Annotated in this window: 23 protein-coding genes; 15 read left to right on the forward strand and 8 right to left on the reverse strand. The window is 29.4% G+C overall.

The window, feature by feature from the left end; genetic code table 11:
- Positions 1-10 precede the first annotated feature (10 nt).
- From AXY43_RS22680 to AXY43_RS28130, 5 genes are all read right to left on the reverse strand, one after another.
- Positions 11-187 carry a DUF1540 domain-containing protein gene (locus tag AXY43_RS22680; RefSeq protein WP_017208809.1) on the reverse strand — a complete coding sequence of 59 codons (177 nt, stop codon included), beginning with the start codon at positions 185-187 and terminating at the stop codon, positions 11-13.
- A gap of 488 nt (positions 188-675) precedes the next feature.
- On the reverse strand, positions 676-1614 hold the full coding sequence (locus AXY43_RS22685) for an AEC family transporter (protein WP_087701474.1): 939 nt from the start codon (positions 1612-1614) through the stop codon (positions 676-678).
- 64 nt (positions 1615-1678) lie between these two features.
- The gene (locus AXY43_RS22690; protein ID WP_023976361.1) at positions 1679-2359 is read right to left on the reverse strand and encodes a GntR family transcriptional regulator; all 681 of its coding nucleotides are present in this window, start codon (positions 2357-2359) and stop codon (positions 1679-1681) included.
- A gap of 205 nt (positions 2360-2564) precedes the next feature.
- Positions 2565-2750 (reverse strand): asparagine synthase, encoded by a 186-nt coding sequence (locus AXY43_RS22695; protein WP_041895663.1) that lies wholly within the window; start codon positions 2748-2750, stop codon positions 2565-2567.
- Between the two features lie 147 nt (positions 2751-2897).
- Positions 2898-3050 (reverse strand): hypothetical protein, encoded by a 153-nt coding sequence (locus tag AXY43_RS28130; protein WP_023976360.1) that lies wholly within the window; start codon positions 3048-3050, stop codon positions 2898-2900.
- A gap of 160 nt (positions 3051-3210) precedes the next feature.
- Between AXY43_RS28130 and AXY43_RS22700 the strand changes: the two genes are divergently transcribed.
- From AXY43_RS22700 to thiH, 6 genes are all read left to right on the forward strand, one after another.
- Positions 3211-5253: a thioredoxin domain-containing protein gene (locus AXY43_RS22700; RefSeq protein WP_105412202.1), complete on the forward strand. Its 2043-nt coding sequence runs from the start codon at positions 3211-3213 to the stop codon at positions 5251-5253.
- Between the two features lie 255 nt (positions 5254-5508).
- Positions 5509-6234 carry an ABC transporter ATP-binding protein gene (locus tag AXY43_RS22705; protein ID WP_011968844.1) on the forward strand — a complete coding sequence of 242 codons (726 nt, stop codon included), beginning with the start codon at positions 5509-5511 and terminating at the stop codon, positions 6232-6234.
- On the forward strand, positions 6227-7864 hold the full coding sequence (locus AXY43_RS22710) for a putative ABC transporter permease subunit (protein WP_087701471.1): 1638 nt from the start codon (positions 6227-6229) through the stop codon (positions 7862-7864). The genes AXY43_RS22705 and AXY43_RS22710 overlap by 8 nt, the downstream gene beginning before the upstream one ends.
- Before the next feature lie 202 nt (positions 7865-8066).
- Positions 8067-8264 carry a sulfur carrier protein ThiS gene (thiS, locus tag AXY43_RS22715; protein WP_011968846.1) on the forward strand — a complete coding sequence of 66 codons (198 nt, stop codon included), beginning with the start codon at positions 8067-8069 and terminating at the stop codon, positions 8262-8264.
- A 205-nt stretch (positions 8265-8469) separates the two neighbouring features.
- On the forward strand, positions 8470-9240 hold the full coding sequence (locus tag AXY43_RS22720) for a thiazole synthase (protein WP_011968847.1): 771 nt from the start codon (positions 8470-8472) through the stop codon (positions 9238-9240).
- A gap of 10 nt (positions 9241-9250) precedes the next feature.
- Positions 9251-10411: a 2-iminoacetate synthase ThiH gene (gene thiH, locus AXY43_RS22725; RefSeq protein ID WP_011968848.1), complete on the forward strand. Its 1161-nt coding sequence runs from the start codon at positions 9251-9253 to the stop codon at positions 10409-10411.
- A 176-nt stretch (positions 10412-10587) separates the two neighbouring features.
- On the opposite strand, the gene AXY43_RS22730 is transcribed toward thiH, so the two are convergent.
- Positions 10588-11238, reverse strand: coding sequence for a TetR/AcrR family transcriptional regulator (locus AXY43_RS22730; RefSeq protein ID WP_011968849.1), 651 nt, complete (start codon positions 11236-11238; stop codon positions 10588-10590).
- Between the two features lie 286 nt (positions 11239-11524).
- Here AXY43_RS22730 and AXY43_RS22735 point away from each other — a divergent pair, with 286 nt between their 5' ends.
- Positions 11525-13048, forward strand: coding sequence for a DHA2 family efflux MFS transporter permease subunit (locus AXY43_RS22735; protein ID WP_023976357.1), 1524 nt, complete (start codon positions 11525-11527; stop codon positions 13046-13048).
- A 160-nt stretch (positions 13049-13208) separates the two neighbouring features.
- On the forward strand, positions 13209-13673 hold the full coding sequence (locus AXY43_RS22740) for a CBS domain-containing protein (protein ID WP_017208820.1): 465 nt from the start codon (positions 13209-13211) through the stop codon (positions 13671-13673).
- Between the two features lie 146 nt (positions 13674-13819).
- Here the strand turns inward: AXY43_RS22740 and AXY43_RS22745 are convergent, their stop codons facing one another.
- Positions 13820-15091 carry a cation:dicarboxylate symporter family transporter gene (locus AXY43_RS22745; protein WP_017208821.1) on the reverse strand — a complete coding sequence of 424 codons (1272 nt, stop codon included), beginning with the start codon at positions 15089-15091 and terminating at the stop codon, positions 13820-13822.
- Between the two features lie 383 nt (positions 15092-15474).
- Positions 15475-15834, reverse strand: coding sequence for a DUF5658 family protein (locus AXY43_RS22750; RefSeq protein ID WP_039772866.1), 360 nt, complete (start codon positions 15832-15834; stop codon positions 15475-15477).
- 306 nt (positions 15835-16140) lie between these two features.
- On the opposite strand from AXY43_RS22750, the gene AXY43_RS22755 reads away from it, so the two are divergent.
- The 7 genes from AXY43_RS22755 (at position 16141) to ruvB (ending at position 22155) form a co-directional block, all read left to right on the forward strand.
- Positions 16141-16755: a DUF488 domain-containing protein gene (locus tag AXY43_RS22755; protein ID WP_023976291.1), complete on the forward strand. Its 615-nt coding sequence runs from the start codon at positions 16141-16143 to the stop codon at positions 16753-16755.
- A 63-nt stretch (positions 16756-16818) separates the two neighbouring features.
- Positions 16819-17316, forward strand: coding sequence for a L,D-transpeptidase (locus AXY43_RS22760; RefSeq protein WP_105412203.1), 498 nt, complete (start codon positions 16819-16821; stop codon positions 17314-17316).
- Between the two features lie 620 nt (positions 17317-17936).
- Positions 17937-18806 carry a radical SAM/SPASM domain-containing protein gene (locus tag AXY43_RS22765; protein ID WP_105412204.1) on the forward strand — a complete coding sequence of 290 codons (870 nt, stop codon included), beginning with the start codon at positions 17937-17939 and terminating at the stop codon, positions 18804-18806.
- Positions 18807-18822: 16 nt separating this feature from the next.
- Positions 18823-19557 carry a hypothetical protein gene (locus AXY43_RS22770; protein ID WP_105412205.1) on the forward strand — a complete coding sequence of 245 codons (735 nt, stop codon included), beginning with the start codon at positions 18823-18825 and terminating at the stop codon, positions 19555-19557.
- Positions 19558-19675: 118 nt separating this feature from the next.
- On the forward strand, positions 19676-20245 hold the full coding sequence (locus AXY43_RS22775) for a hypothetical protein (protein ID WP_023976286.1): 570 nt from the start codon (positions 19676-19678) through the stop codon (positions 20243-20245).
- A 204-nt stretch (positions 20246-20449) separates the two neighbouring features.
- Positions 20450-21046: a Holliday junction branch migration protein RuvA gene (gene ruvA / locus AXY43_RS22780; protein WP_023976285.1), complete on the forward strand. Its 597-nt coding sequence runs from the start codon at positions 20450-20452 to the stop codon at positions 21044-21046.
- 65 nt (positions 21047-21111) lie between these two features.
- Complete coding sequence (ruvB, locus tag AXY43_RS22785) at positions 21112-22155, forward strand: Holliday junction branch migration DNA helicase RuvB (RefSeq protein ID WP_017208829.1); 1044 nt, start codon at positions 21112-21114, stop codon at positions 22153-22155.
- Positions 22156-22228 lie beyond the last annotated feature (73 nt).

Genomic DNA, 22228 nt, shown 5'->3' on the forward strand with positions numbered 1-22228 from the left:
ATACATAAAATTAGATTTGGTTTTCAGGGATAAATGTAGCACAGTCTGTTTCTTGAGTATCGCTAGCATTTTTAGGTTGTACTTCTATTTGTTGTGCACAACAGTGATCACCTGACATATAATATTGACATGTATTAACAACGCATTTGATTCCTTGGTTTGGTGAACTCATTTTTTCTGGTTTCATAGTTGTTACCTCCTAATAATATTATTTTAATTAACAATAATATTATTAGTTAATGGAATTTTTTTATACGAGAAAATGTAAGTTATATTTTTCAAAAAATGACTAAAGATATTTTGTTTATTACTTTAAAAATGTATTTTTTATCTTTTCGTGCCACTAATTGTCCATTGATACGATTACATGATTATAGTAATATATAATTAACAAATAGATTAGGGGGGTACAAATGACATTTGTAATAATAACAGTATTTGTGATTTATTCGATGGTGCGTAAACCAAGTACCGCATCCAATAAAGAGAAATAGATTTTTATACAATCAAAATTGTAAAGTTTAATAAAAAATAAATATATAATTTATATTAGAAAGAGTAGCTTAAACGCTGCTCTTTTTTTAGTGTTAAGGAATAAAGTTTAGCATTAGCAATTTTTGAAATGCAGGAGTTATATATTAAACTCATATAATGGCTTAACAGATGCTTATGAGTTCAAGCTAGTAATAACATATAAATTGGAATGACAATTAAGCTAAAAATAGTTGTTATGATTGTATTTATCGTAGCATATTCGTAATCTGCATTATAACGTTTAGATACTATTGCTGTATTAGTCATGACTGGCATTGCTGCTTGAATAACAAATACTTCTTTCATAAGTAAAGGGGTATTTGCAAAATTACACAATAACAAAATTAATATAGGAGAAATGACAAACCTTCCTAAAAGTATTGCTAGCATGTCCCAGCTAAATCTAAATTCTTTGAAATTAACAGAATGAATTGTTATCCCTATAAACAACATAGCTAATGGTGTTGTTAAATTACCGAAATATTTGCAAGTATCTAGAACAAACTTTGGAAGATGAATATCTAGTAATATAAGTAAAACAGCAAAAGTAAAGCTTAATAAAGGAGGTGACATGATACGTTTTATTGTATCAAAGGAAAAGATATTGGCATTGGTAGAGTCGCCATCACGACTAATTTCATATACACCAAGTGTCCAGAAAAATGTAGTATTTGCTATGTAGTATAATAAAACATTCGGGATGCTTTTTTCACCAAATAAAGCCATATTCACTGGAAGACCAATAAATATAGAATTTGATACAAAAAACATTGATCTAAAGGTACCAATTCGTTTCTTGTCCACTTTAATAGCTTTAGAAACAATTACGGCAATTATATAACCAATAGCCATGGATGTAAATGGAGCGAATAATCCATCACTAAGACTCAATAGTTTCTCTTTATCAAAGCTTTCTGTAAATTGTGAAATCATGAGGCAGGGGATAGCAAGATTGCACACTAGTCTTGAAAAAAGCTTTGAAGTTTTTTCATCAAACCAGCCTTTATGAGATAAAAAGAATCCAGTAGAAATCATGAGAACTATACTGAATACACTTCCTAATGCATTAAAAATAACCATTATAAATTCTCCTTTAATATATTTTTAACTAATTGAATTAAAGAATAATGGATTACACTTTGACTTATATAATGCAATCCTTTGATAAAATATTTTTCAAATGTTTTAAATCGTTGTCTATGTGGTTGTACATAGCTTTATATGCTTTTTCTTCATCTCTCTTTTTAATATAATGAAATATCTCAAGATGATGATTGAAAATATCCATATTACGATCAGGTTCATAAACATCTATAGATCTATAAAAATAAGTGAGAGAACTCAAATCTTTACTCAATTTTTTTAGATGTTTATTTTGACTGAAATCTAAGATTAAATCATGAAATTTAGTATTTAGTTCAATAATACTTTTGGTAAGTGTATCATCAAAGCTTTCTATGTTTTTTTGAATTTTTACTAATACCTTTTCAATTTCATCTAATTCTTTATCAGATGCTTTAAGAGTAGTTAATTTTGCAGCTTGAGATTCTAAAGCTTGGCGACACTCGTAAATATTTTCGATGTCTTCTTTAGTTGGCTTATAAATTGTAATTTTTGATTTATCTCCAATAACAAGCAGTCCATCTTTTTCTAAAGAACGTATAGCTTCTCTTACTGGACTTCTGCTTATTTGAAATTCGCTGGCAAGTTTGGATTCATAAATCCTATCTCCGGGTTTTAAAATACCGTTAAATATCATAGCTTTTATAGAATTGTAAGCTTGATCATAGTAAGAAGGTGCTTTTTCAATTTTATATTTTTCCATTACTTTATCCTCCTATAGATTGTGTTAAAACGATTAATTAATTTCAATATTTATACAATGTATACTGTCGACAAATTAATTTTAGTATAATCTACATATACTAAATAATCAATATAATTGAAATTAGATTGTAAAAATAAATAAAAAACCTGGTGGATTAAATTTATAATCTACCAGGCCAGATAATTATATTAGCCTATTTTATTTATCTTCGTCTATGATGTTTCTTATGTTCAACTAGATCGATAGCTCCAAGAACCATGTGAGCTGCACCGAACCCAACAACTCCAGCAGCGATAACTGGTGTCATTTCTACTGCCACCATAGCTGCACCTACACCTGTTACAACTGTACCTAATGCGGTTGGTATTGCTCCTTCTCGAATTCTCATATTTATTCCTCCTTTAAACTAATAGAGTTTAATAATAGTATGTTTTTATCTAAGATTTATTATTTACATTAGTAACTTTCCACTTAAAATGATTTTTATGCTAAGTAATAATTTATAAAAAATATTAAATTATCTGCTTTATAAATTTTACTTATCTTCGGTTTGCTTATCATATGCTATAAGGCATACTGGAGGATTATGGTGTTCATTTATTCTGTTTTCCATTTGTCTTATGAAATATATATCTTCTGTAGATAAATCACTGAATTCATTATCAAATTTACTGCTATCATTACTCATGCTATCACTCCTTTCATAAGTATAGTATGGATAGGTAGAAAGATTTTAATCTGAAAATAATAAAGTAATAAGCTTTTTATTGTATGTATTATATAAGTGTATATATTTTTTCAGCGTGGCAAAGATAATTTTAATAAAGTATAAAAGGAGTGTTGTTTATATGTTATCTACAATAAAAGCCAACAATTTAATAAATGAAAAATCTCCTTATTTATTGCAACATGCTAATAATCCAATAAATTGGTATTCATGGGGGGATGAAGCATTTGCAAAAGCTAAAGAGGAAGATAAGCCTATTTTTTTATCGATTGGGTATTCAACTTGTCACTGGTGTCATGTAATGGCCCATGAATCATTTGAAGATGAGGAAATTGCAGAAATTATGAATGATAGTTTTATTGCGATTAAAGTGGACAGAGAGGAAAGACCAGATATTGATAGTGTATATATGACAGTTTGCCAAGCCTTAACCGGCCATGGAGGCTGGCCGCTTACAGTGATAATGACTCCAGATCAAAAACCATTTTTTGCAGGTACTTATTTCCCTAAAAAGGCTAAATATAATATGCCAGGACTTATGGATATTTTAAATTCAATAAATAAGCAATGGAAGGAGAATAAGGATAGGCTTATATCATCTGGTAATAGTATTTTATCAGAACTTGGTGGCTATTTTGATGGTGAAACAAGCAAATTGAAGTTGACATCTAAGACATTAAAAAATGGGTATAATCAAATTTTACACGCTTTTGAGGAAAAGTATGGAGGCTTTGGTGATGCACCTAAATTTCCGACGCCTCATATAACAATGTTTTTGCTTAGATATTATAAATCTCATAAAGAAATTAAAGCTTTAGAAATGGCTGAAAAAACCTTGATTTCTATGTATAGAGGTGGAATATTTGATCATATAGGTTTTGGTTTTTCAAGATATTCTACGGATAATAATTGGTTGGTACCACATTTTGAAAAGATGCTTTATGATAATGCTTTGCTTGTTATTTCATATCTAGAGGGGTACGAGGTCACAAAAAATGAGATTTACAAAGAGGTTGCAACAAAAGTGCTAGAATATGTATTTAGAGAGCTTACTAGTAAAAATGGTGGATTTTACTGTGCTGAAGATGCAGATAGCGAAGGTGAAGAGGGAAAATATTATGTTTTTGAACCTTTAGAAATTTTAAGTGTTTTAGGAGAAGAAGATGGTACGTATTTTAATGATTATTTTGACATAACTTCTGATGGGAACTTTGAGGGCAAGAGCATTCCGAATTTAATAAAAAATAAAAACTTTCATAAGTCAGATGATAGGATAAATTTACTTAGTGAACAAATACTTCAATATAGAAGTGACAGAACGGAATTACATAAAGATGATAAAATCTTAACTTCATGGAATGGACTTATGATAGCTGCACTTGGAAAAGCCTATAAAGTTATTGAGGATGAAAGATACTTTGAATATGCTAAGAAAGCAGTAGAGTTTATTTTCAATAACTTGATGGACGAAAATAAAAGGCTTCTTGCAAGGTATAGAGATAAGGATTCGCGTCATAAAGCTTATTTAGATGACTATGCTTTTCTTTGTTTTGGACTTATAGAGCTTTATGAAAGTAGTTATGATATTGAGTTTTTAAATAAGGCGATTGAAATAAATAAGGATATGATTAACTTATTTTGGGATAATGAAAAAGATGGATTCTTCCTTTATGGTGAGGATAGTGAAAAATTAATTGCTAGACCTAAGGAACTTTTTGATGGTGCTATGCCTTCAGGAAATTCTGTTGCAGCTTACAATTTAATAAAGCTTGCACGACTTACTGGAGATTTAACTCTTGAAGAAATGGCAGAGAAACAATTTGATTTTATTTGTGGCTCAGTATTTAATGAAGAGATAAATCATTCATTCTTTTTAATGGCTGCATCATTTGCTTTAAATGAATCACAAGAATTAGTATGTGTTACTAATGATAAAGGTGAAGAAGAAAAAATCAAAGATTTATTAAGTGAAAGACCTATTTTTAATTTAACAATAATAATTAAGAATGATGAAAATAGAAATGAAATAGAAGATTTAGCACCATTTCTTAAGGAATATGATCTTATAAATGAAAAATCTACATATTATTTATGTAAAGGAAAATCATGTATGGCTCCAGTAAATGATATTGATGAATTGAGAAAAATGTTATCAAAATTATAAGGCAGCGTAGTATTTAGTAAATATTAAAAAGAGTTTTTCTGTAGGATTAAATTTATTTAAATACATTTTTTAAGGATGTATATAATAATTTTAGAAGTTATATACTCCTTATTAAATTCTCAATAATAGCTTTATTAATTGTAGGATTATGGATGCATATTAAAAGGAGATGAATAATTAATCTAAAATTAAGATTTATTTAAGTTGTTATAAGACCGAGTTTTAGTATAATAATTCCAAGGAGAGGATAAATTTATGATAAATATAAGCAATATAACAAAAAGTTATAATGGAAATTATAATGCGGTAAGCAATTTAAATTTGGAAATCAGGGATGGAGAAATATATGGATTATTAGGGCCTAATGGGGCTGGAAAAACAACAACTATTAAAATGATAACTGGAATAATATCGCCTACATCGGGAAAAATTGAAATTAACGGAATTGATATTAGTAAAGAGCCAGTTAGAGCAAAAGAGCAATTTGGTTATGTTCCAGATAGCCCGGATATGTTTTTAAGATTAAGTGGAATGGAATATTTAAATTTCATGGCTGATGTTTATGGGGTTTCAAAGGAAGAAAGATTGTTAAGGATAAAAGAAATATCAAAAAGGTTTGAAATGGAGTTGGCATTAGGAGATAAGATACATTCATATTCTCATGGTATGAGACAAAAGGTGGTTCTTATGGGAGTTTTGATTCATAAGCCAAAAGTTTGGATTTTAGATGAACCAATGACAGGTTTAGATCCAAAATCAGCATTTACATTAAAAGAAATGATGAGAGAACATGCTGATGAAGGAAATACCGTAATTTTTTCTACACATGTGTTGGAAGTTGCAGAGAAAGTCTGTGATAAAGTCGCGATTATTAATAAAGGGCAATTAATATTTAATGGAACACTAAGCAATATGAGAAAAGAGTTTAAAGAGAATGAATCCTTGGAAGAGATGTTTTTGGAGATGATTCAAGATGAGTAGGCTTAAGATAATAACAAACTATTTTATAAGAAATGCATTTGAGGAAATGTTTGCTAGTAGTAAGAAAATGAAACCTGTATTCGCAGTGATGCTAATGATATTTATTGTAGTAATGTTATCTATGCCTTTTACTGTAATAATAAGTGAAGGCTACGGACCACTTCATGCTATGAGACAGGAAGGAATATTATTATCAATAATATTGTCAATTGGGGAGAGTGTTTCTTTCATCTTTGGAATGTATACAATAATAAATATCTTATACTTTTCAAATGATATTGAAGTTATATTACCACTTCCTTTTAAAAGCAGTGAAATAGTATTTGGAAAGTTTATGGCAGTGTTAATTAATATGTATGTGTATACATCAATGTTGATTTTGCCACTTATAGTCTATGGATTTGTGTCAAAGGCAAGCTTCTTGTATTATTCATATGGAATTATAGTGTTATTAATAACTCCTATTATACCGATGGTATTGGCATCATTAATATGCATGATTCTTATGAGGTTCACTAGCTTATCTAAGCATAAAGATGCATTTAGAGTATTTACAGGGTGTGCATCACTAATATTGATAGTAGGATTCAATCTTTTTACATCAAGTTCTGGAAGAAGTACAAATTCACAGCAAATGATTCAAAGATTTTCAGATGGAAATAACAGCGCGATGAGTACGCTAAATGATATTTTCATAACAAGTAGATTTTCTTCAAATGCGCTATTATATAACAATGACATTAGAGGCTTGCTTAATATACTTATGTCTTTATGCCTAAGTTTAATCATTTTCATAATATATTATTATATAGGAGGAAAGTTATATTTAAAGGGAGTAATAGGTATTTCTGAAACTTATAGCAAGAGGGAAAATATTTTAGAAAACGGTAAGGCAGATAAGATAATAAAAGAAAATTCAAAGTTAAAAGCATTAATTATAAAAGATATTAAAATCTTATTCAGAACTCCTCAATTCTTTATTAATTGCATAGCGATGATGTTTTACATGCCGGCAGTAATGGGTGTTGCATTTTTTTCCGGTGGTAAACTATCAGAGTATAGGTATTTATTAAATAGTAGTCCCAAATGGAATGCGATTACCATAGCAATTGCATTTGTAGGTGGAACGGTATGTATAATGTCAGGTGGAGCAGGTGCAAGTGCACTTTCAAGAGAAGGTAAAGATTTTATTGTATCGAAGTATATTCCTGTGGAATATAAAACTCAGCTATACTCTAAGATTCTTTCATCATTATTTATAAATGAATTTGGGATGGTTATAGTTGTCTTAGGACTCTTATTAGTAAACGTAAGTCCTATCATAATATTGCTCGGGACGATATCTTCATTTGGATCAATACTTATGGTAACTTTATTGGGATTATATATAGACTTTAAATCACCAAAATTGGAATGGGAAAATGAAAAAGCTATGTTTAAAAATAATTATATACCTCTATTAATTATGCTTATTATATTTATATTAGGAGCTGGTTTAGTAGTAGCTGCCATAATATTGAGGAATTATGTAATTATATTTGGAATTTGCATTATTATTTCACTTGTTGGAAGTAGTCTTTTATATAAAGGCTTATTAAAGAATGCTTATAAAATATATAATGAAAAATAGTCAGAATAAGATAAAAATGCATTACAAAAATTTGTTTTTTGATTTTGTAATGCATTTTGAATTAAAGTTAATTTGACACCAACTTAGTGTAATGATATAATCATTTACAGAGTGTGAAGGTCACACGAAGGGGTACACCACCTTGGGTGTATTTTTTCGTGTGGCCTTTTTTAGTCATATTAAATATTTAAGAGGTGATTAAATGGTAAAAGTGAATGGAAAAGAGGCAGATAATGCAACTGGATTATCGTTAGAGGACTTTCTTATCAGTGAAGGATATTTAATAGATAAGATTGTAGTTGAGCTAAATGGTGAAATAATGCCAAAACCCCAATATAAGCAGACAAATATTAAAGATGGTGATTCTTTAGAAGTAATTAGCTTTGTTGGAGGCGGCTGATGCATTAATAAATTCAGAAATATCACTAATGTATATTATCAACAATAAAAACAATAATTTTACTGCAAGATCTAGATTAGAAAAGGACAAGCTTTTAAATTAAGTTATTTATTTAATAATTTGGTTATAAATATTAATTTATTTTAATAATCGAATTTTATATACTGCTAGTTCTTGCTGAAAAATGCTAAAGGAGAGTATTGGAATGAAAAAAGATGTATTAACACTTGGAGGACATGAATTCTCATCAAGATTCATACTAGGGTCTGGAAAATATAATTTGAATTTAATTAAGGCTGCAGTTGAGAATGCAGGCGCACAGATGATTACTTTGGCATTAAGACGCGCTAATACAAGCGGAGGTGAAAATATTTTGGATTTTATTCCAGAGGGTGTTACATTGCTTCCAAATACATCTGGGGCAAGAAATGCGGAAGAAGCAGTTAGAATTGCAAGACTTGCAAGAGCAATGAATTGTGGTGATTTTGTAAAAGTTGAAATAATTCATGACTCAAAATATTTGCTTCCAGATAATTATGAGACTATTAAAGCAACTGAGATTCTTGCTAAAGAAGGTTTTATAGTAATGCCATATATGCATGCAGATTTAAATGTGGCTCGTGATTTAGTTAATGCTGGAGCAGCGTGTATTATGCCTCTTGCATCACCGATTGGATCTAATAAAGGTTTAGCTACAAAAGAATTCATAAAAATATTAGTAGATGAAATAGATCTTCCAATTATTGTGGATGCAGGGATTGGAAGACCATCTCAAGCCTGTGAAGCTATGGAAATGGGAGTGGCAGCTGTTATGGCTAATACTGCAATTGCGACAGCTGGTGATATTCCAGCTATGGCAGGAGCATTTAAACAAGCAATTGAGGCAGGACGTGCAGCATATCTTTCAGGACTAGGTAGAGTTCTAGATAAAGGTGCTTCTGCGTCATCACCATTAACTGGGTTTTTAGAAGATTAGGAGGCAGACTATGAGCGAAGAACGTATAAATCACATGGAATATATGGCTGGGATGGAAGTATTAGAATCAGATGTAATGGATAAAGTAATTAATCACATGGAAGCTTATGATTATAATAAGTATACAGAAACAGATGTTAGAGTGGCTTTGGATAATGATTATCGTACCATAGAAGATTTTGCAGCATTATTATCACCAGCAGCTATGCCGTTTTTAGAGGAGATGGCTCAATTAGCTAAAGAGGAAACAAGAAAGCATTTTGGTAACTCAGTTTACATGTTCACACCACTATATCTAGCAAATTATTGTGAGAACTATTGTATTTATTGTGGATTTAACTGTCATAATAAAATACGCAGAGCGAAGTTAAATTTCGATGAAATAGAGAAAGAAATGCAGGCAATAGCTAAAACAGGTTTGGAGGAAGTGCTTCTGCTTACTGGTGAAAGCAGAAAAATGTCAGATGTAAAATATATTGGAGAAGCTTGTAAGATAGCACGTAAGTATTTTAAGATGGTAGGATTAGAAGTATATCCTATGAATTCTGATGAATATGAATATCTTCAAGAATGCGGTGCAGATTTTGTAACTGTATTCCAGGAAACTTATAATTCAGATAAATATGAAACACTTCATCTTGAAGGGCATAAGCGCATATTTCCATATAGACTTAATGCGCAAGAAAGAGCTCTAAAAGGTGGGATGCGTGGTGTTGGATTTGCAGCATTACTTGGCCTAGATGACTTTAGAAAAGATGCTTTTGCGACAGGGGTACATGCATACCTTCTTCAAAGAAAGTATCCGCATGCAGAGATAGCATTTTCATGTCCAAGGTTAAGACCAATTATTAATAATGATAAAATTAATCCAAAGGATGTGCATGAGAAACAACTCTTGCAAGTCATTACAGCGTACCGTCTTTTTATGCCTTTTGCTAATATTACGATTTCTACAAGAGAATGCGAAAGATTTCGTAATAATGTAATTGGCTTAGCAGCTACTAAGATTTCAGCAGGTGTAAGTACAGGAATAGGAAGCCATGCGGAAGATGCAGAAGACAGGGGAGATAATCAATTTGAAATTGCAGATAACAGATCAGTAGATGAAGTGTATGAAGCAATTAAGTCTAAAGGCTTACAGCCTGTAATGAATGATTATGTATATTTATAAGATTAATAAGATGTTTATATCTTTAAACATAGGCAAAGATAGATAAGTTGTAATCTAAATATATCTTAATACTGAAATAATTTAGTAGGAATCTCTAATTGATTCCTACTTTTTTTTAGATAAATTTATTATACTAATTATAGTTTGACTTATATACAAGAATTATAAAATAAATATTATTTATTTTTCGCTTGAAGACCCAATATAATTACTTCAAGATATCCTGCAAAACGCGAAACAAAATCAGGTGGGGCTTCTAGTAGTGAAACAGTTTGAAACTCTTGACGTTGGTTTTTAGAGGATACTGCCGGAGAATATAAACTAGAGGCATAATAAATCTGATATTCATTAAAAAGTTTAAGCTCATCTTCTGTCAGGTTAGGAATAAATTTTTTAGTAATCAAATTTAATTTACCAAAGCTATTAGCAAGATCTTGCTTCAATATCTCCAGTGATTTTGTTGTCACATTACTTCTTAATACTGAAGCTAAAATTGAGAATAGCTTTAAAAAACGCTGATTTTCATACATTTGTTCTGACCATAACAGACAAAAAGTTTTAAGTTCTAATTGATCATAATCTTTAAGTTTATCATATGTCTTTTTTACCCATTTTTCTAAATCTGAACTTAATATCCATAGGAAAATTTCTTCCTTAGTGGAAACGTATTTATATAAATTTGCTCTTGAAAAATTTAACTCATTAGCAATTGAAGCAAGTGTGATTTTTTCTAAGGGCTCTCTTTCATATAGCTTTAATGTAGCCTCTATGATTTGTTCACGCCTAATGCTTTTTTGTTCTTCGTTTCGAGCACGTTGAAATTCCATTTCTTTACCTCCTTACTAATTGACAATTACATCATAGCAAATGAATCATAAACTTACAAGTTACTAAATGTTACTCAAAATTCATTGACAAGTTACGCAGTGTAACTTATACTTAAGTAAGTTTCATGGTGTAACTTATATTCTCGAAATCGTAGATATGATAAAAAGTCATAAATTAATGAGAAGAGACGTATAAGGAAGCTTAAGTAACTTAGAAGCAGGAGTATGTAAATGTTTTAGCCTATTTAATGTCTAGTAATATGTTAAACAACGGGGTGAACAAAGAATGAAGGATAATAGTAATGAACAGGCAAATCCATGGTTAGCAATGATAGTTATCATAGTTGGTACATTTATGTCGGTACTAAGCAGTAGTATAATTAATGTTGCATTAACTAAAATGATGTCTGTATTTGGAGTAGGATTAGATGATGTGAAGTGGGTAATGACAGCTTATACATTAGCACTTGGAGCAATTATTCCTTTAACAGGATATCTTCAAGATATTTTTGGCGCTAAAAAAGTATATATAGTTGCATTGGCGATTTTTACAATAGGGTCTGCGTTATGCGGATTTGCATGGAGCAATTCTAGTATGATAGCATTTCGTGTATTTCAAGCTATTGGAGGAGGGATGATGCAGCCTGTTGGCATGAGTATAATATATTCTGTATTTCCAAGAAAAAAGATAGGACTTGCACTTGGAGTTTATGGAATAGCAGCTATGGCCGCACCTGCTATAGGACCAACTCTTGGTGGACTGATTATAGAAAAAATGGATTGGAGATTAATTTTTACAGTAAATATCCCAATAGGAATAATAGGAGTATTGTTGGGGATGATTATTTTAAAAGGCCAACCTATGAAACCATTTAAGGCATTTGATATAGTAGGATTTTTATCATCTACAGTAGGTTTGGTAAGTTTGTTATATGTACTTGGAAAAGGATCCTCAATTGATTGGGGTGATATGATAAATCCAATGTTAGTAGCGTTGGGGAGTTTAAGCCTCATATTATTTGTGGTTAATGAACTTACACATCCAGACCCACTATTAGATCTGAGAGTTCTCAAACTATTTGATTTTAGTATGAGCTTAGTTATAATAACTGTGTTAACTATAGGATTAATGGGAGGGTCATATGTATTGCCTTTATTTCTGCAGAATGTAAGGGGATATACTGCGATGCAGGCGGGACTTATCATGTTTCCATCAGCACTAGTTATGGGGGCTTTGATGCCATTAAGCGGAACGCTTTATGATAAATTCGGAGCTAAACCTGTAGTTATACCAGGTCTTATTATATTAGCACTAGCTACATTTAAGTTGTCAACAGCTATAAGCATGAATTCTAGCAAGGAATCAATAATATTTATTAACTGTATAAGATCTATTGGATTAGGAATAGCTATGATGCCTATTAGCACTGCTGGTATGAATGTAGTAAAAGGCGAAATGATTCCAAGAGCATCAGCATTGAATAGCACTATAAGACAGGTGGCAAGTTCTCTTGCTGTAACCATAATGACAGTAATAATACAATCGAAAACAAGTTATAATTATTCAAAACTTGCAGAGCAAATAAATATCTACAATAAAACAGCAGTAGGAACTATAAATTCACTAACAAAATCATATATGTATGAAGGTTTTTCACAAGAAACTTCTAAAGTTATGGCACTATCTCAATTGGCAAAAATTATTCAAGGACAAGCATCTGTAGATGCTATGGCATATTCTATTTCTGTAACTGGAGCTATAGCTGTTATTGCTATATTTTTAACATTATTTATGAGAACTAGAAGATGATATAAAAAATTAAACTATAATAGAGGAATGTGTTATTTAATAATAGATATATATAAATTAAAAAGATATTAATATAAAAATAATATAAAATTTTACTAATGAATTTGATAGACAAATAAGAAAATACTTATAAAGTAAATTGATTAAAGGGGATAGAATAATGAAAGTAAAGGATTTTATGATTACTGATGTAATTTCCGTAAGTAAAGAAAATACTATTAAAGATGTCATGAGGGTATTAGTCACCAATAAAATAGGCGGAGTACCAATAGTAGATAACAAGGGAATACTTTCGGGTATTGTAAGTGATGGTGATATAATAAGAAGCATAAATCCTAAAGAAGGAAAAATGTATGATTTAATTTCATATGTATTTTATCTTAAAAAGGAAGAATTAGAAGAAGAAATTGGAATGATAAAGGATACTAATATCATGACTATTGCAAAATGTAAAGATATTTTCTGTGTTTTTCCAGAAGATACTATGGAAAAGGTTTTGTCTATTTTCTCAAAACATAACTTTAAAAAGATACCGGTTATAGATAAAGAAAGAAGAGTAGTAGGAGTTATTAGTAGAGGCGATGTAATTAGATATATACAGAAAAAGATTATAGATAAGTTGTAGGTAATAGTAAAAACTTATCTATAATAATTATATTAAAAGCAGAAATAAAGATAACAATTAATCCAGGACAATAGAATATAAAAATAAAAGTGAGTGTTAATTTAGAAAATAATTTCTAGATAAACACTCACTTTTTTGTTATAGAATTAAGCAGCTTTCTTTATGGATTTTATATATTCTTTGCCCTTTATAGAATTATACTTTCCTTCCCATTTTGATACAACAACAACTGCTAGAGAATTACCTAATACATTTACAACAGTTCTAGCCATGTCAAGTATACGATCTATTCCAGCTATAAAAGCTAGGCCTTCGGCTGGAATTCCAACAGAACCAAGAGTGGCTAGTAAAACTACAAAAGATACTCCTGGCACGCCTGCTATACCTTTTGAAGTAAGCATCAATACAAGCATTAAATTAATTTGAGCTGGTATTGATAAATTAATACCATATAATTGTGCAATAAATATTGCGGCAATAGCTTGGTAAAGAGTAGAACCATCTAGATTAAAAGAATAACCTGTTGGTACTACAAAAGTTGCAATAGCTTTAGGACATCCGAATTTCTCCATTTTCTCCATGATTTTAGGTAAAACTGTTTCTGAGCTTGCTGTGCTATAAGCAAGTATAAGTTCGTCTTTTAAAATTCTTATGATTGAAAAGATACTTGTCCCAACTAATTTTGCAATTAGTCCAAATATTAGTAATATAAATAAAATCATTGAACCATAAGTTGTAACTATTAGTTTTCCAAGTGGAATTAAAGATGAAAGTCCAAACTTAGAAACTGTCACACCAATTAAAGCGAATACTCCAAAAGGAGCTGTCTTCATTATTTGATTTGTTACCCAAAACATTGCATCAGCCGTTCCTTGGGCGAACTGTATAACAGGTTTCCCTTTTTCACCAATTGCAGCAACTCCTAGACCGAACATAACAGAAAAGAAAATGACTGAAAGCATGTCTCCTTTTGTAAGTGAATCAAAAATATTAGTAGGTACAATATTTATAAATGTGTCTGCAAAGCTATGATGTGCTACATTTTCTGCAGTGCTTACATAAGAATCAATGCTAGATTTAGCAAGCTCTTGCATATTTATTCCTGTACCTGGATGAAATACATTAGCAATTAAAAGTCCTAATACAATAGCAATAGTTGTTACTACTTCAAAGTAAAGAAGAGTTTTTCCTCCAAGTCTTCCAACCTGCTTAATATCTCCCGCTCCAGCAATACCAACTATAAGTGATGAAAAGACGATTGGAACTACAATCATTTTTATTAGACGAATAAAAATATCTCCAATAGGCTTTAAATATGCCTCAACAGCTGGATTTCCATAAAAAAATCCACCTACTATAATTCCAAGTATAAGTCCTGCAAGAATTTGTAATGCTAGACCAAATTTAATTTTCTTCATAGTAAATTATCCTTCCTTAGTTTAAAATTTGAATAAAAATAATATTAAATATGACATTATTATCATTTCTTGTTGCAAATTATTAGGATTACTTAGCAACATTTTGAATTATAACATAAAAAATGAATTTTGTCTCTAAAAGAAATTCATTTTTAAAAATAAAGAATATATTCTTTTCTTGTTGTTCAATTAATTGAAAATATTTCTAGTTGTTAATTATATTTTTAATAAACTTACTATGGTGTATTTACGAAAAGCTAGATTTTAACACTAAGAGAAAAGCACCAAGATAAAGGGCTTAAGATAGAAAACTGAATATATTAATTAATATAATAAATATATATTTAGAGAATTAGATATTGATTTTCAAAAGAGTTAGCAAATTAAAATATGAAAATAAATATAGGCAATAATGCAAACCAGATAATATGAAATGTGTTTATTAAACCATAGAATATGATACTTCCATTAATAAAGTAATTACAGTACTTTAGTTGTTTATTAGTTGCATCTTTCATTCTAAAATATATGAATACAAAAAGAACTGCAGGAGCTAATATTTTTAATAAAAAACTTATAGTTGGACTTTTTACTACTTCTAACATGAAAATATTTGCTTCTACGTAAAAACCAGTATCTAAGAGTAAAATAGTAAATACTATGTCTGTAACATTCAGGATATATAGAGCTAAAAATTTTATTTTTATATTTTTAAGAGAATAGTTTTTTATAAAAGTAATCATTAAAACACCTCCATTTAGTGATTATTACCATAATGAAGATATTGTATAAGCTTTATTAATTATAGGTAGATATATATTTTTTATTGGAACGTGTATTTTGAACTACATTATTATAGATATGTTCTTATTTTCTAAGTAGTTTTTATGTTACTATATTTTTATAGATAGGATTTAAAATATCAAAGAAATTAAAAAAGCTGTGAATAAGATAGAAGTAAAGTTTGTATTAAGAGAATTTTAAGGAAAGAGCAAGGTATAATTGAAGGCAAAGAAAAAATAATATAATAAAGAGAGGAGTTCAAGTAAATGTACATATACACAATAGGACATTCTAACTATTCTATAGAGAAATTAATAGATATGCTAAAGACTTATGATATTGATACTGTTGTAGATATAAGAGGAACTCCGTATTCGAAATATAATGTTCAATATAATAAGGAAACAATAGCTGAAACTTTAAAAAAAGAAGGATTTATATACATATATATGGCTAAAGAACTTGCGGCTCAAAGACAAGATAAAAACTCTTATAATAAGGAAGGATATTCTGATTTTGAAAAGGTAATTATGGAAGAAGATTTTTTAAGAGGAATTGAGAGGCTAAAAACAGGATGTCAGAAAGGTTATAATATTGTACTTCTTGGAGCTATGCAGGATCCTATAAGGTGTCATAGGAGTATATTAGTTGGAAGATCATTAAGGGAAAATGGATTTAATGTTAAGCATATTTTAGATGACTATACTTTGGCATCTCAAGAAAAAATAGAAGAGAAACTTTTAAGTAAATACTTTAGTAACAGGAATCAGATTACTATAGACAGCTTACTTGGTAACGAAATTAGCGAGGTTGAAATGATTAAGGAAGGTTATCGACTAGCAAATAAAGAAATTGGATATAGAGTGGAACATTTAGAATAATAGAAATCAAAATTAATATATAATACATATATTAATATGTATTACTAAATTAGGATTTTAATTATGAAAAAAATTTTATCTAAAGTATTAAGAGGTATTAGGATTAAAAAAAATGGTATTAGAGCAGATATGTCGAGTGAACGTATTAGCTCTGCAGATTATGTAAATTCTAAGAATTATTCTAGTGAAACCAACTACTTGATTTGGGTGGATACTAGAAGCTTTAAAGTGAATATTTTTAAAGGAAGCACAAATAAGTGGAACATAATTAATAGCTATTTGTGCACCTTGGGAAAAGCCTCAACACCAACACCTAAAGGAACTTACAAGGTTGGGATAAAGGGACTCTATTTTGGCGTAAATAAAGGATACAAGTGTTGGTATTATACACAGTTTAAAGGGAATTATTTATTTCATTCAATAATTTATAATTTGGATGGATCAGTTAGAGATGGAAGGTTAGGTATGAAGCTATCAGATGGGTGTATAAGGTTAGCTAAAGAAAATGCTAAATGGATTTATGATAATATACCTAGGGGGACCAAAGTAGTTATAAATTAACCTTTATTTATATATTTGGATAGATAAATAAAAGTTAAGAGAATAATTATATAAAATTGCACTTGTAATTAAATATAAAAGAAAACATATTCACATTAAATCTAGTATATGGATTTTATTATAAAAATTACAATTATTCAGAAAATTCAAAAAACTATTGCAATTAATGATGAAATGAGATATAATTAAATCAAGATAAAGGTTTAATTTATCTTAGTGTACTGACACTTCAATCCGGCAGAAGAGTGTATCTCAAGAGATATACAGTTGGTGACGGGCAACGGAAAAATCCCGGTAGCAATGTACGACAGACGGTCGTACCCAGTTGGCGGACAACGTTAAAATCAGTAACTAAGAAAGAGCAAGTGGAGTTAGTAAGATTCACTTGCTCTTTATCTTTTGTAAAGGTAATAATTGATTATTATAATTAAAATGTTTAATATAAGCTGATTCGTATATCCATCTAAATTTTATATTAGATTTAGGTGGAATTTTTATTGTAAAATAATTTTAAGAAAGCAGTGATTTTCTTGCAAAGGCGGGGATTAAAATATATACTAGTTTGAGATATAAAATATATTTTATTTTTATCTAAATGTATTGATTGGAGTAATAATTTAATGAAGAAATTTAAAAAGATTTATATAGAGATAACAAATGTGTGTAATTTAAGTTGCGATTTTTGCCCTAAAACAAATAGGGAACTTAAGTTTATGGATAAGAAAAGTTTTCAACATATCGTAAATAGCGTGAAATTACATACTGATTATGTATATTTTCATCTAATGGGAGAACCATTTTTAAATGAAAATATAAAGAGTTTTTTGGATATAAGCAATGAAAATTCATTAAAGGTTAATATAACTACTAATGGAACTTTAATAAATGAAGTTAAAGATGTGTTACTTAGTTCAAATGCTTTAAGGCAAGTTAATATTTCGCTTCATAGCTTTGAAGCGAATGAGGGACATGTTGAGTTTAGTAAATATATAGATAATATAATTGAATTTGTTAAAGAAGCTAGTGAAAAAACTAATATAATAACTTCTTTAAGGTTGTGGAATTTAGATACAAAGTATACTGCTAGTAATAGCATGAATATTGATATTTTTGAATTTCTTGAACAAAGTTTCAAAATAAAATCCAGTTTGAGAGAAAGTTTAAAGGAAAAAAATAGTTTTAAACTAAAAAATAATGTATATCTTAGTATGGGAGAGAAATTTAAGTGGCCATCATTGCAAGTTGAGGAGTTAGGAGAAAGAGTCTTCTGCTATGGGCTTAGAGATCAAGTGGGAATATTAGTAGATGGAACAGTAGTGCCTTGTTGTTTAGATAGTGATGGTAGTATAGCACTTGGTAATATCTTTGACAATACATTAGAAGAAATTCTAAGTTCAAAAAGAGCTATAGACATATATAATGGTTTTTCTGGAAGAAAGGCAGTAGAGGAATTATGCAAAAAATGTGGTTTTATAAATAGAGTAAGATAGTGGGGGCGTTGTTAAAATGGAAACAGCAATTAAGTCAGTGGGTATTTTTTTATTGATATATTTTTCGTATTACTATGTATTGAGATTTATACAATCGGTTTTTCAAGGAGCACTGAGTAGTATAAATGCAGGAGTGGCTAAATTTATATATGCTTTAAGTACACCGGCTCATGAACTTGCACATTTATTGGTTGCAATTTTGTGTCTTGCTAAAATAGAACAAGTACAACTTTTGCCAAAAGGAAACAGGCCGGGATTTATAAGATCAAGAGTTGGAAGCAGTATGCCATTTTTAATTAGCATTAAGGAATTTCTTATAGCTATAGCACCTGTCATAATAAATATACCATTATTCATATTTATAGAAAGTAAATTTGTATTGAAAGATAAAGTTGCTGATATATCTAGAATACTAGATCCAAGAATAATAGTGAGTAAAGAAGGTATAATAACTATATTTTTATTTCTAGTATTAATAAGTGGAATAGCACCAAGTCATGAAGATTTTAAGGGAATGATAAAAGGACTTATAATTCTTAGTGCAGTTATATTCGGATTATCATTTTTAACTTCAAGGTTTTTAGATATGAAGTGGATGAATGCAAAGCCAATAGTAACAGTACTATTATACTATATTGAATTAATAGTATTCGTGTTGATAATAAATGCTATTATACATTATAGGAATTGTTTCAAAATAACATGGATTATATTAATAAGTGCCATAAAACATGCTTTTAGAAAAAGTTGATGGGCAATCACTCTTAAATGGTAAATACTTTATACAGATACTTAATTTGAACATTGAAAGAAAATTTTTGTATAAATATAGAAATAATGGCTATACTCCTTGATAAGGAGTGATTATTATGGTAAATAAAAAGAAATTATTTATAGGTATGACATTAGCATTAGCACTTATATTTTCTATAACATATTATTTTTCAGAAAAGTATATAAGCAACAAAAATGCTAAAAATAATCCTGTATCATCAAGTGAAATAAATAATAAATTAAATGATAATATAAGAATTTATTTATATGCAGGTGAAAAGAAAGAAAAAGAATTAACATTATCAGAGTTAAAGAAAGAATTAAATATAGATAAGAATTTAACAGAAACGGAATTATCAAAGGCATTAAAAGATAAGGGATATGTATTAGAAGTAGAATCTAATGGAGAAATGACTTATAAAAGAGATGCTTCTAAAGCTGTAAAACCTAATAAATATTATATTGGAGAAAAAGATGGCTTTTTAGCAATATATAAAACTGATGGTAATGGAACTTTATCAATTGAAAATAGCGAAGATGTGTATACTAATAGTAAAAAAGTAGATAACTTAAGTGAGATAGATAAAGACAAAATTAAGAATTTTGAGCTTGAATATAATTCAAAAGACGATGCAGAAGAAAGCTTATCAGAATTTTTATCATAATGGAAATCTGATAGGTAAATTTTAATTAATAAAAGGCATGTTAGTAATTTGATACTTACATGCCTTTTATTAATTAAAAAATACATTGTTGAAAGATTTGCCTGAAAATGATAAAGTATAAGTTAGGTTTTAATAATGTAGAAATTAGTTTTTTAGCTGAATTTTAAATACAGTTATAGATATAGAAAAGTTGGTGTAAAATAGATGTACGAATATATAAAAGGTAAATATATTGGAATAAATAAAGATTATGTAATAGTAGAGAATAGCGGTATAGGCTACAAGATATTTACATCAGGTGCTACAATGTCCTCTATGCCAAAGAATGGAGAGGAGATTATGCTTTACCTTGAGCAAATAGTAAGGGAAGATTTTATTGGATTATATGGATTTGATTCAAAGGAAGAGCTAGAGATGTTTAAGCTTCTTTTAACAGTAAGTGGAGTTGGACCAAAAGCAGCATTATCTTTATTATCTATAAGCAGAGTTAATAATTTAAAATATGCAATAATGATTGGCGATGAGAAACACATCTGTAGAGGTGTGGGAATAGGCAAAAAAACAGCAGCTAGAATTATTTTAGAGATCAAAGATAAACTAAAGCCAGATGAATTATTGGATAGCAGTTTGGAAATTGATGCACAGGATAATGAGAATGTTATGGCATTATCAGAAGCTTTAAGCGCGTTAATTGCGCTAGGGTATAGTGAGAAGGAAGCAGAATCAGTACTTAAAAAGATAGATAAGAATGATAGTGTAGAAAATATCATTAAAAATGCATTAAAGGCGTTGATGGGATAAAGATACTAAGACATAAATAGCAAAAAATAATACATATATGACTCATAGGAAAAGGGGGAGGTTTTTTGGAAAGAATAGTTAATCCATCTGAGATGCAAGAAGATTTTAATTCTGAACTTAGTTTAAGACCTCAAAAAATAAATGAATATATAGGACAAGACAAAGTAAAAGAGCGATTAGATATATTTATTAAAGCTGCAAAAAATAGAAAAGAAGCATTAGATCATACACTTTTATATGGACCACCTGGACTTGGAAAAACTACTTTAGCTAATATTATAGCAAAAGAAATGGGTGGGGATTTAAAAATTACTTCTGGACCAGCAATAGAAAGAGCAGGAGATTTAGCAGCGATACTAACAACATTAAAAGATTATGATGTTTTATTTATAGATGAAATACATAGGCTAAATAGAAATGTTGAGGAAATATTATACCCTGCTATGGAGGATTATGCTTTAGATATAGTTATAGGAAAAGGTGCTACAGCGAAATCTATAAGAATTGATCTTCCTAAATTTACACTAATTGGAGCAACAACAAGGATTGGAATGCTTACATCTCCACTTAGAGATAGATTTGGTGTGCTTTGTGCCATGGAATATTATACAGATGAAGAACTTAAGGAGATAGTAAGTAGAAGCGCTTTGGTTTTTGGTTGTACAATTACTGAAGAAGGTGCTTTGGAAATTGCTAAGAGATCTAGAGGAACACCTAGAATTGCCAATAGGCTATTAAAAAGGGTTAGGGATTATTCAGAAGTAAAATCTAATAAGCTAGTATCATTGAAAGAGGCTAGAGAGGCTTTAGAATTATTGGAAGTTGATAATCAGGGATTTGATAAAGTTGATAATAAAATACTTGAAGCTATTATTGATAATTTTAACGGGGGACCAGTTGGAATTGAAACACTTTCTTATTTTATAGGGGAGGAATTGGGAACTATAGAAGACGTATATGAACCATATTTGCTTCAAAAAGGTTTTATAATAAGAACACCAAGAGGAAGAATAGCAAGTGATAAGGCATATGAACATCTTGGAAGAGTAAACAATTCAAAAAGCAAAAGTAATAATGGGAAAGTACAAGGTAGCTTTTTTGATAAATAGATAAGTAGGGATTTATTAGTAAGTGCTTTAAAATTGAGTTTTGAACAACTGATATAGTTTTTAAAAGTTTAAC

Source organism: Clostridium sp. MF28 (assembly GCF_002969175.1).
Lineage (GTDB): Bacteria > Bacillota > Clostridia > Clostridiales > Clostridiaceae > Clostridium > Clostridium beijerinckii.

Bases quoted from the DNA above. Each gene is read 5' to 3' on its own strand.
- AXY43_RS22680 (WP_017208809.1), bottom strand. From the start codon at position 187: ATGAAACCAGAAAAAATGAGTTCACCAAACCAAGGAATCAAATGCGTT.
- AXY43_RS22685 (WP_087701474.1), bottom strand. From the start codon at position 1,614: ATGGTTATTTTTAATGCATTAGGAAGTGTATTCAGTATAGTTCTCATG.
- AXY43_RS22690 (WP_023976361.1), bottom strand. From the start codon at position 2,359: ATGGAAAAATATAAAATTGAAAAAGCACCTTCTTACTATGATCAAGCT.
- AXY43_RS22695 (WP_041895663.1), bottom strand. From the start codon at position 2,750: ATGAGAATTCGAGAAGGAGCAATACCAACCGCATTAGGTACAGTTGTA.
- AXY43_RS28130 (WP_023976360.1), bottom strand. From the start codon at position 3,050: ATGAGTAATGATAGCAGTAAATTTGATAATGAATTCAGTGATTTATCT.
- AXY43_RS22700 (WP_105412202.1), top strand. From the start codon at position 3,211: ATGTTATCTACAATAAAAGCCAACAATTTAATAAATGAAAAATCTCCT.
- AXY43_RS22705 (WP_011968844.1), top strand. From the start codon at position 5,509: ATGATAAATATAAGCAATATAACAAAAAGTTATAATGGAAATTATAAT.
- AXY43_RS22710 (WP_087701471.1), top strand. From the start codon at position 6,227: ATGAGTAGGCTTAAGATAATAACAAACTATTTTATAAGAAATGCATTT.
- thiS (WP_011968846.1), top strand. From the start codon at position 8,067: ATGGTAAAAGTGAATGGAAAAGAGGCAGATAATGCAACTGGATTATCG.
- AXY43_RS22720 (WP_011968847.1), top strand. From the start codon at position 8,470: ATGAAAAAAGATGTATTAACACTTGGAGGACATGAATTCTCATCAAGA.
- thiH (WP_011968848.1), top strand. From the start codon at position 9,251: ATGAGCGAAGAACGTATAAATCACATGGAATATATGGCTGGGATGGAA.
- AXY43_RS22730 (WP_011968849.1), bottom strand. From the start codon at position 11,238: ATGGAATTTCAACGTGCTCGAAACGAAGAACAAAAAAGCATTAGGCGT.
- AXY43_RS22735 (WP_023976357.1), top strand. From the start codon at position 11,525: ATGAAGGATAATAGTAATGAACAGGCAAATCCATGGTTAGCAATGATA.
- AXY43_RS22740 (WP_017208820.1), top strand. From the start codon at position 13,209: ATGAAAGTAAAGGATTTTATGATTACTGATGTAATTTCCGTAAGTAAA.
- AXY43_RS22745 (WP_017208821.1), bottom strand. From the start codon at position 15,091: ATGAAGAAAATTAAATTTGGTCTAGCATTACAAATTCTTGCAGGACTT.
- AXY43_RS22750 (WP_039772866.1), bottom strand. From the start codon at position 15,834: ATGATTACTTTTATAAAAAACTATTCTCTTAAAAATATAAAAATAAAA.
- AXY43_RS22755 (WP_023976291.1), top strand. From the start codon at position 16,141: ATGTACATATACACAATAGGACATTCTAACTATTCTATAGAGAAATTA.
- AXY43_RS22760 (WP_105412203.1), top strand. From the start codon at position 16,819: ATGAAAAAAATTTTATCTAAAGTATTAAGAGGTATTAGGATTAAAAAA.
- AXY43_RS22765 (WP_105412204.1), top strand. From the start codon at position 17,937: ATGAAGAAATTTAAAAAGATTTATATAGAGATAACAAATGTGTGTAAT.
- AXY43_RS22770 (WP_105412205.1), top strand. From the start codon at position 18,823: ATGGAAACAGCAATTAAGTCAGTGGGTATTTTTTTATTGATATATTTT.
- AXY43_RS22775 (WP_023976286.1), top strand. From the start codon at position 19,676: ATGGTAAATAAAAAGAAATTATTTATAGGTATGACATTAGCATTAGCA.
- ruvA (WP_023976285.1), top strand. From the start codon at position 20,450: ATGTACGAATATATAAAAGGTAAATATATTGGAATAAATAAAGATTAT.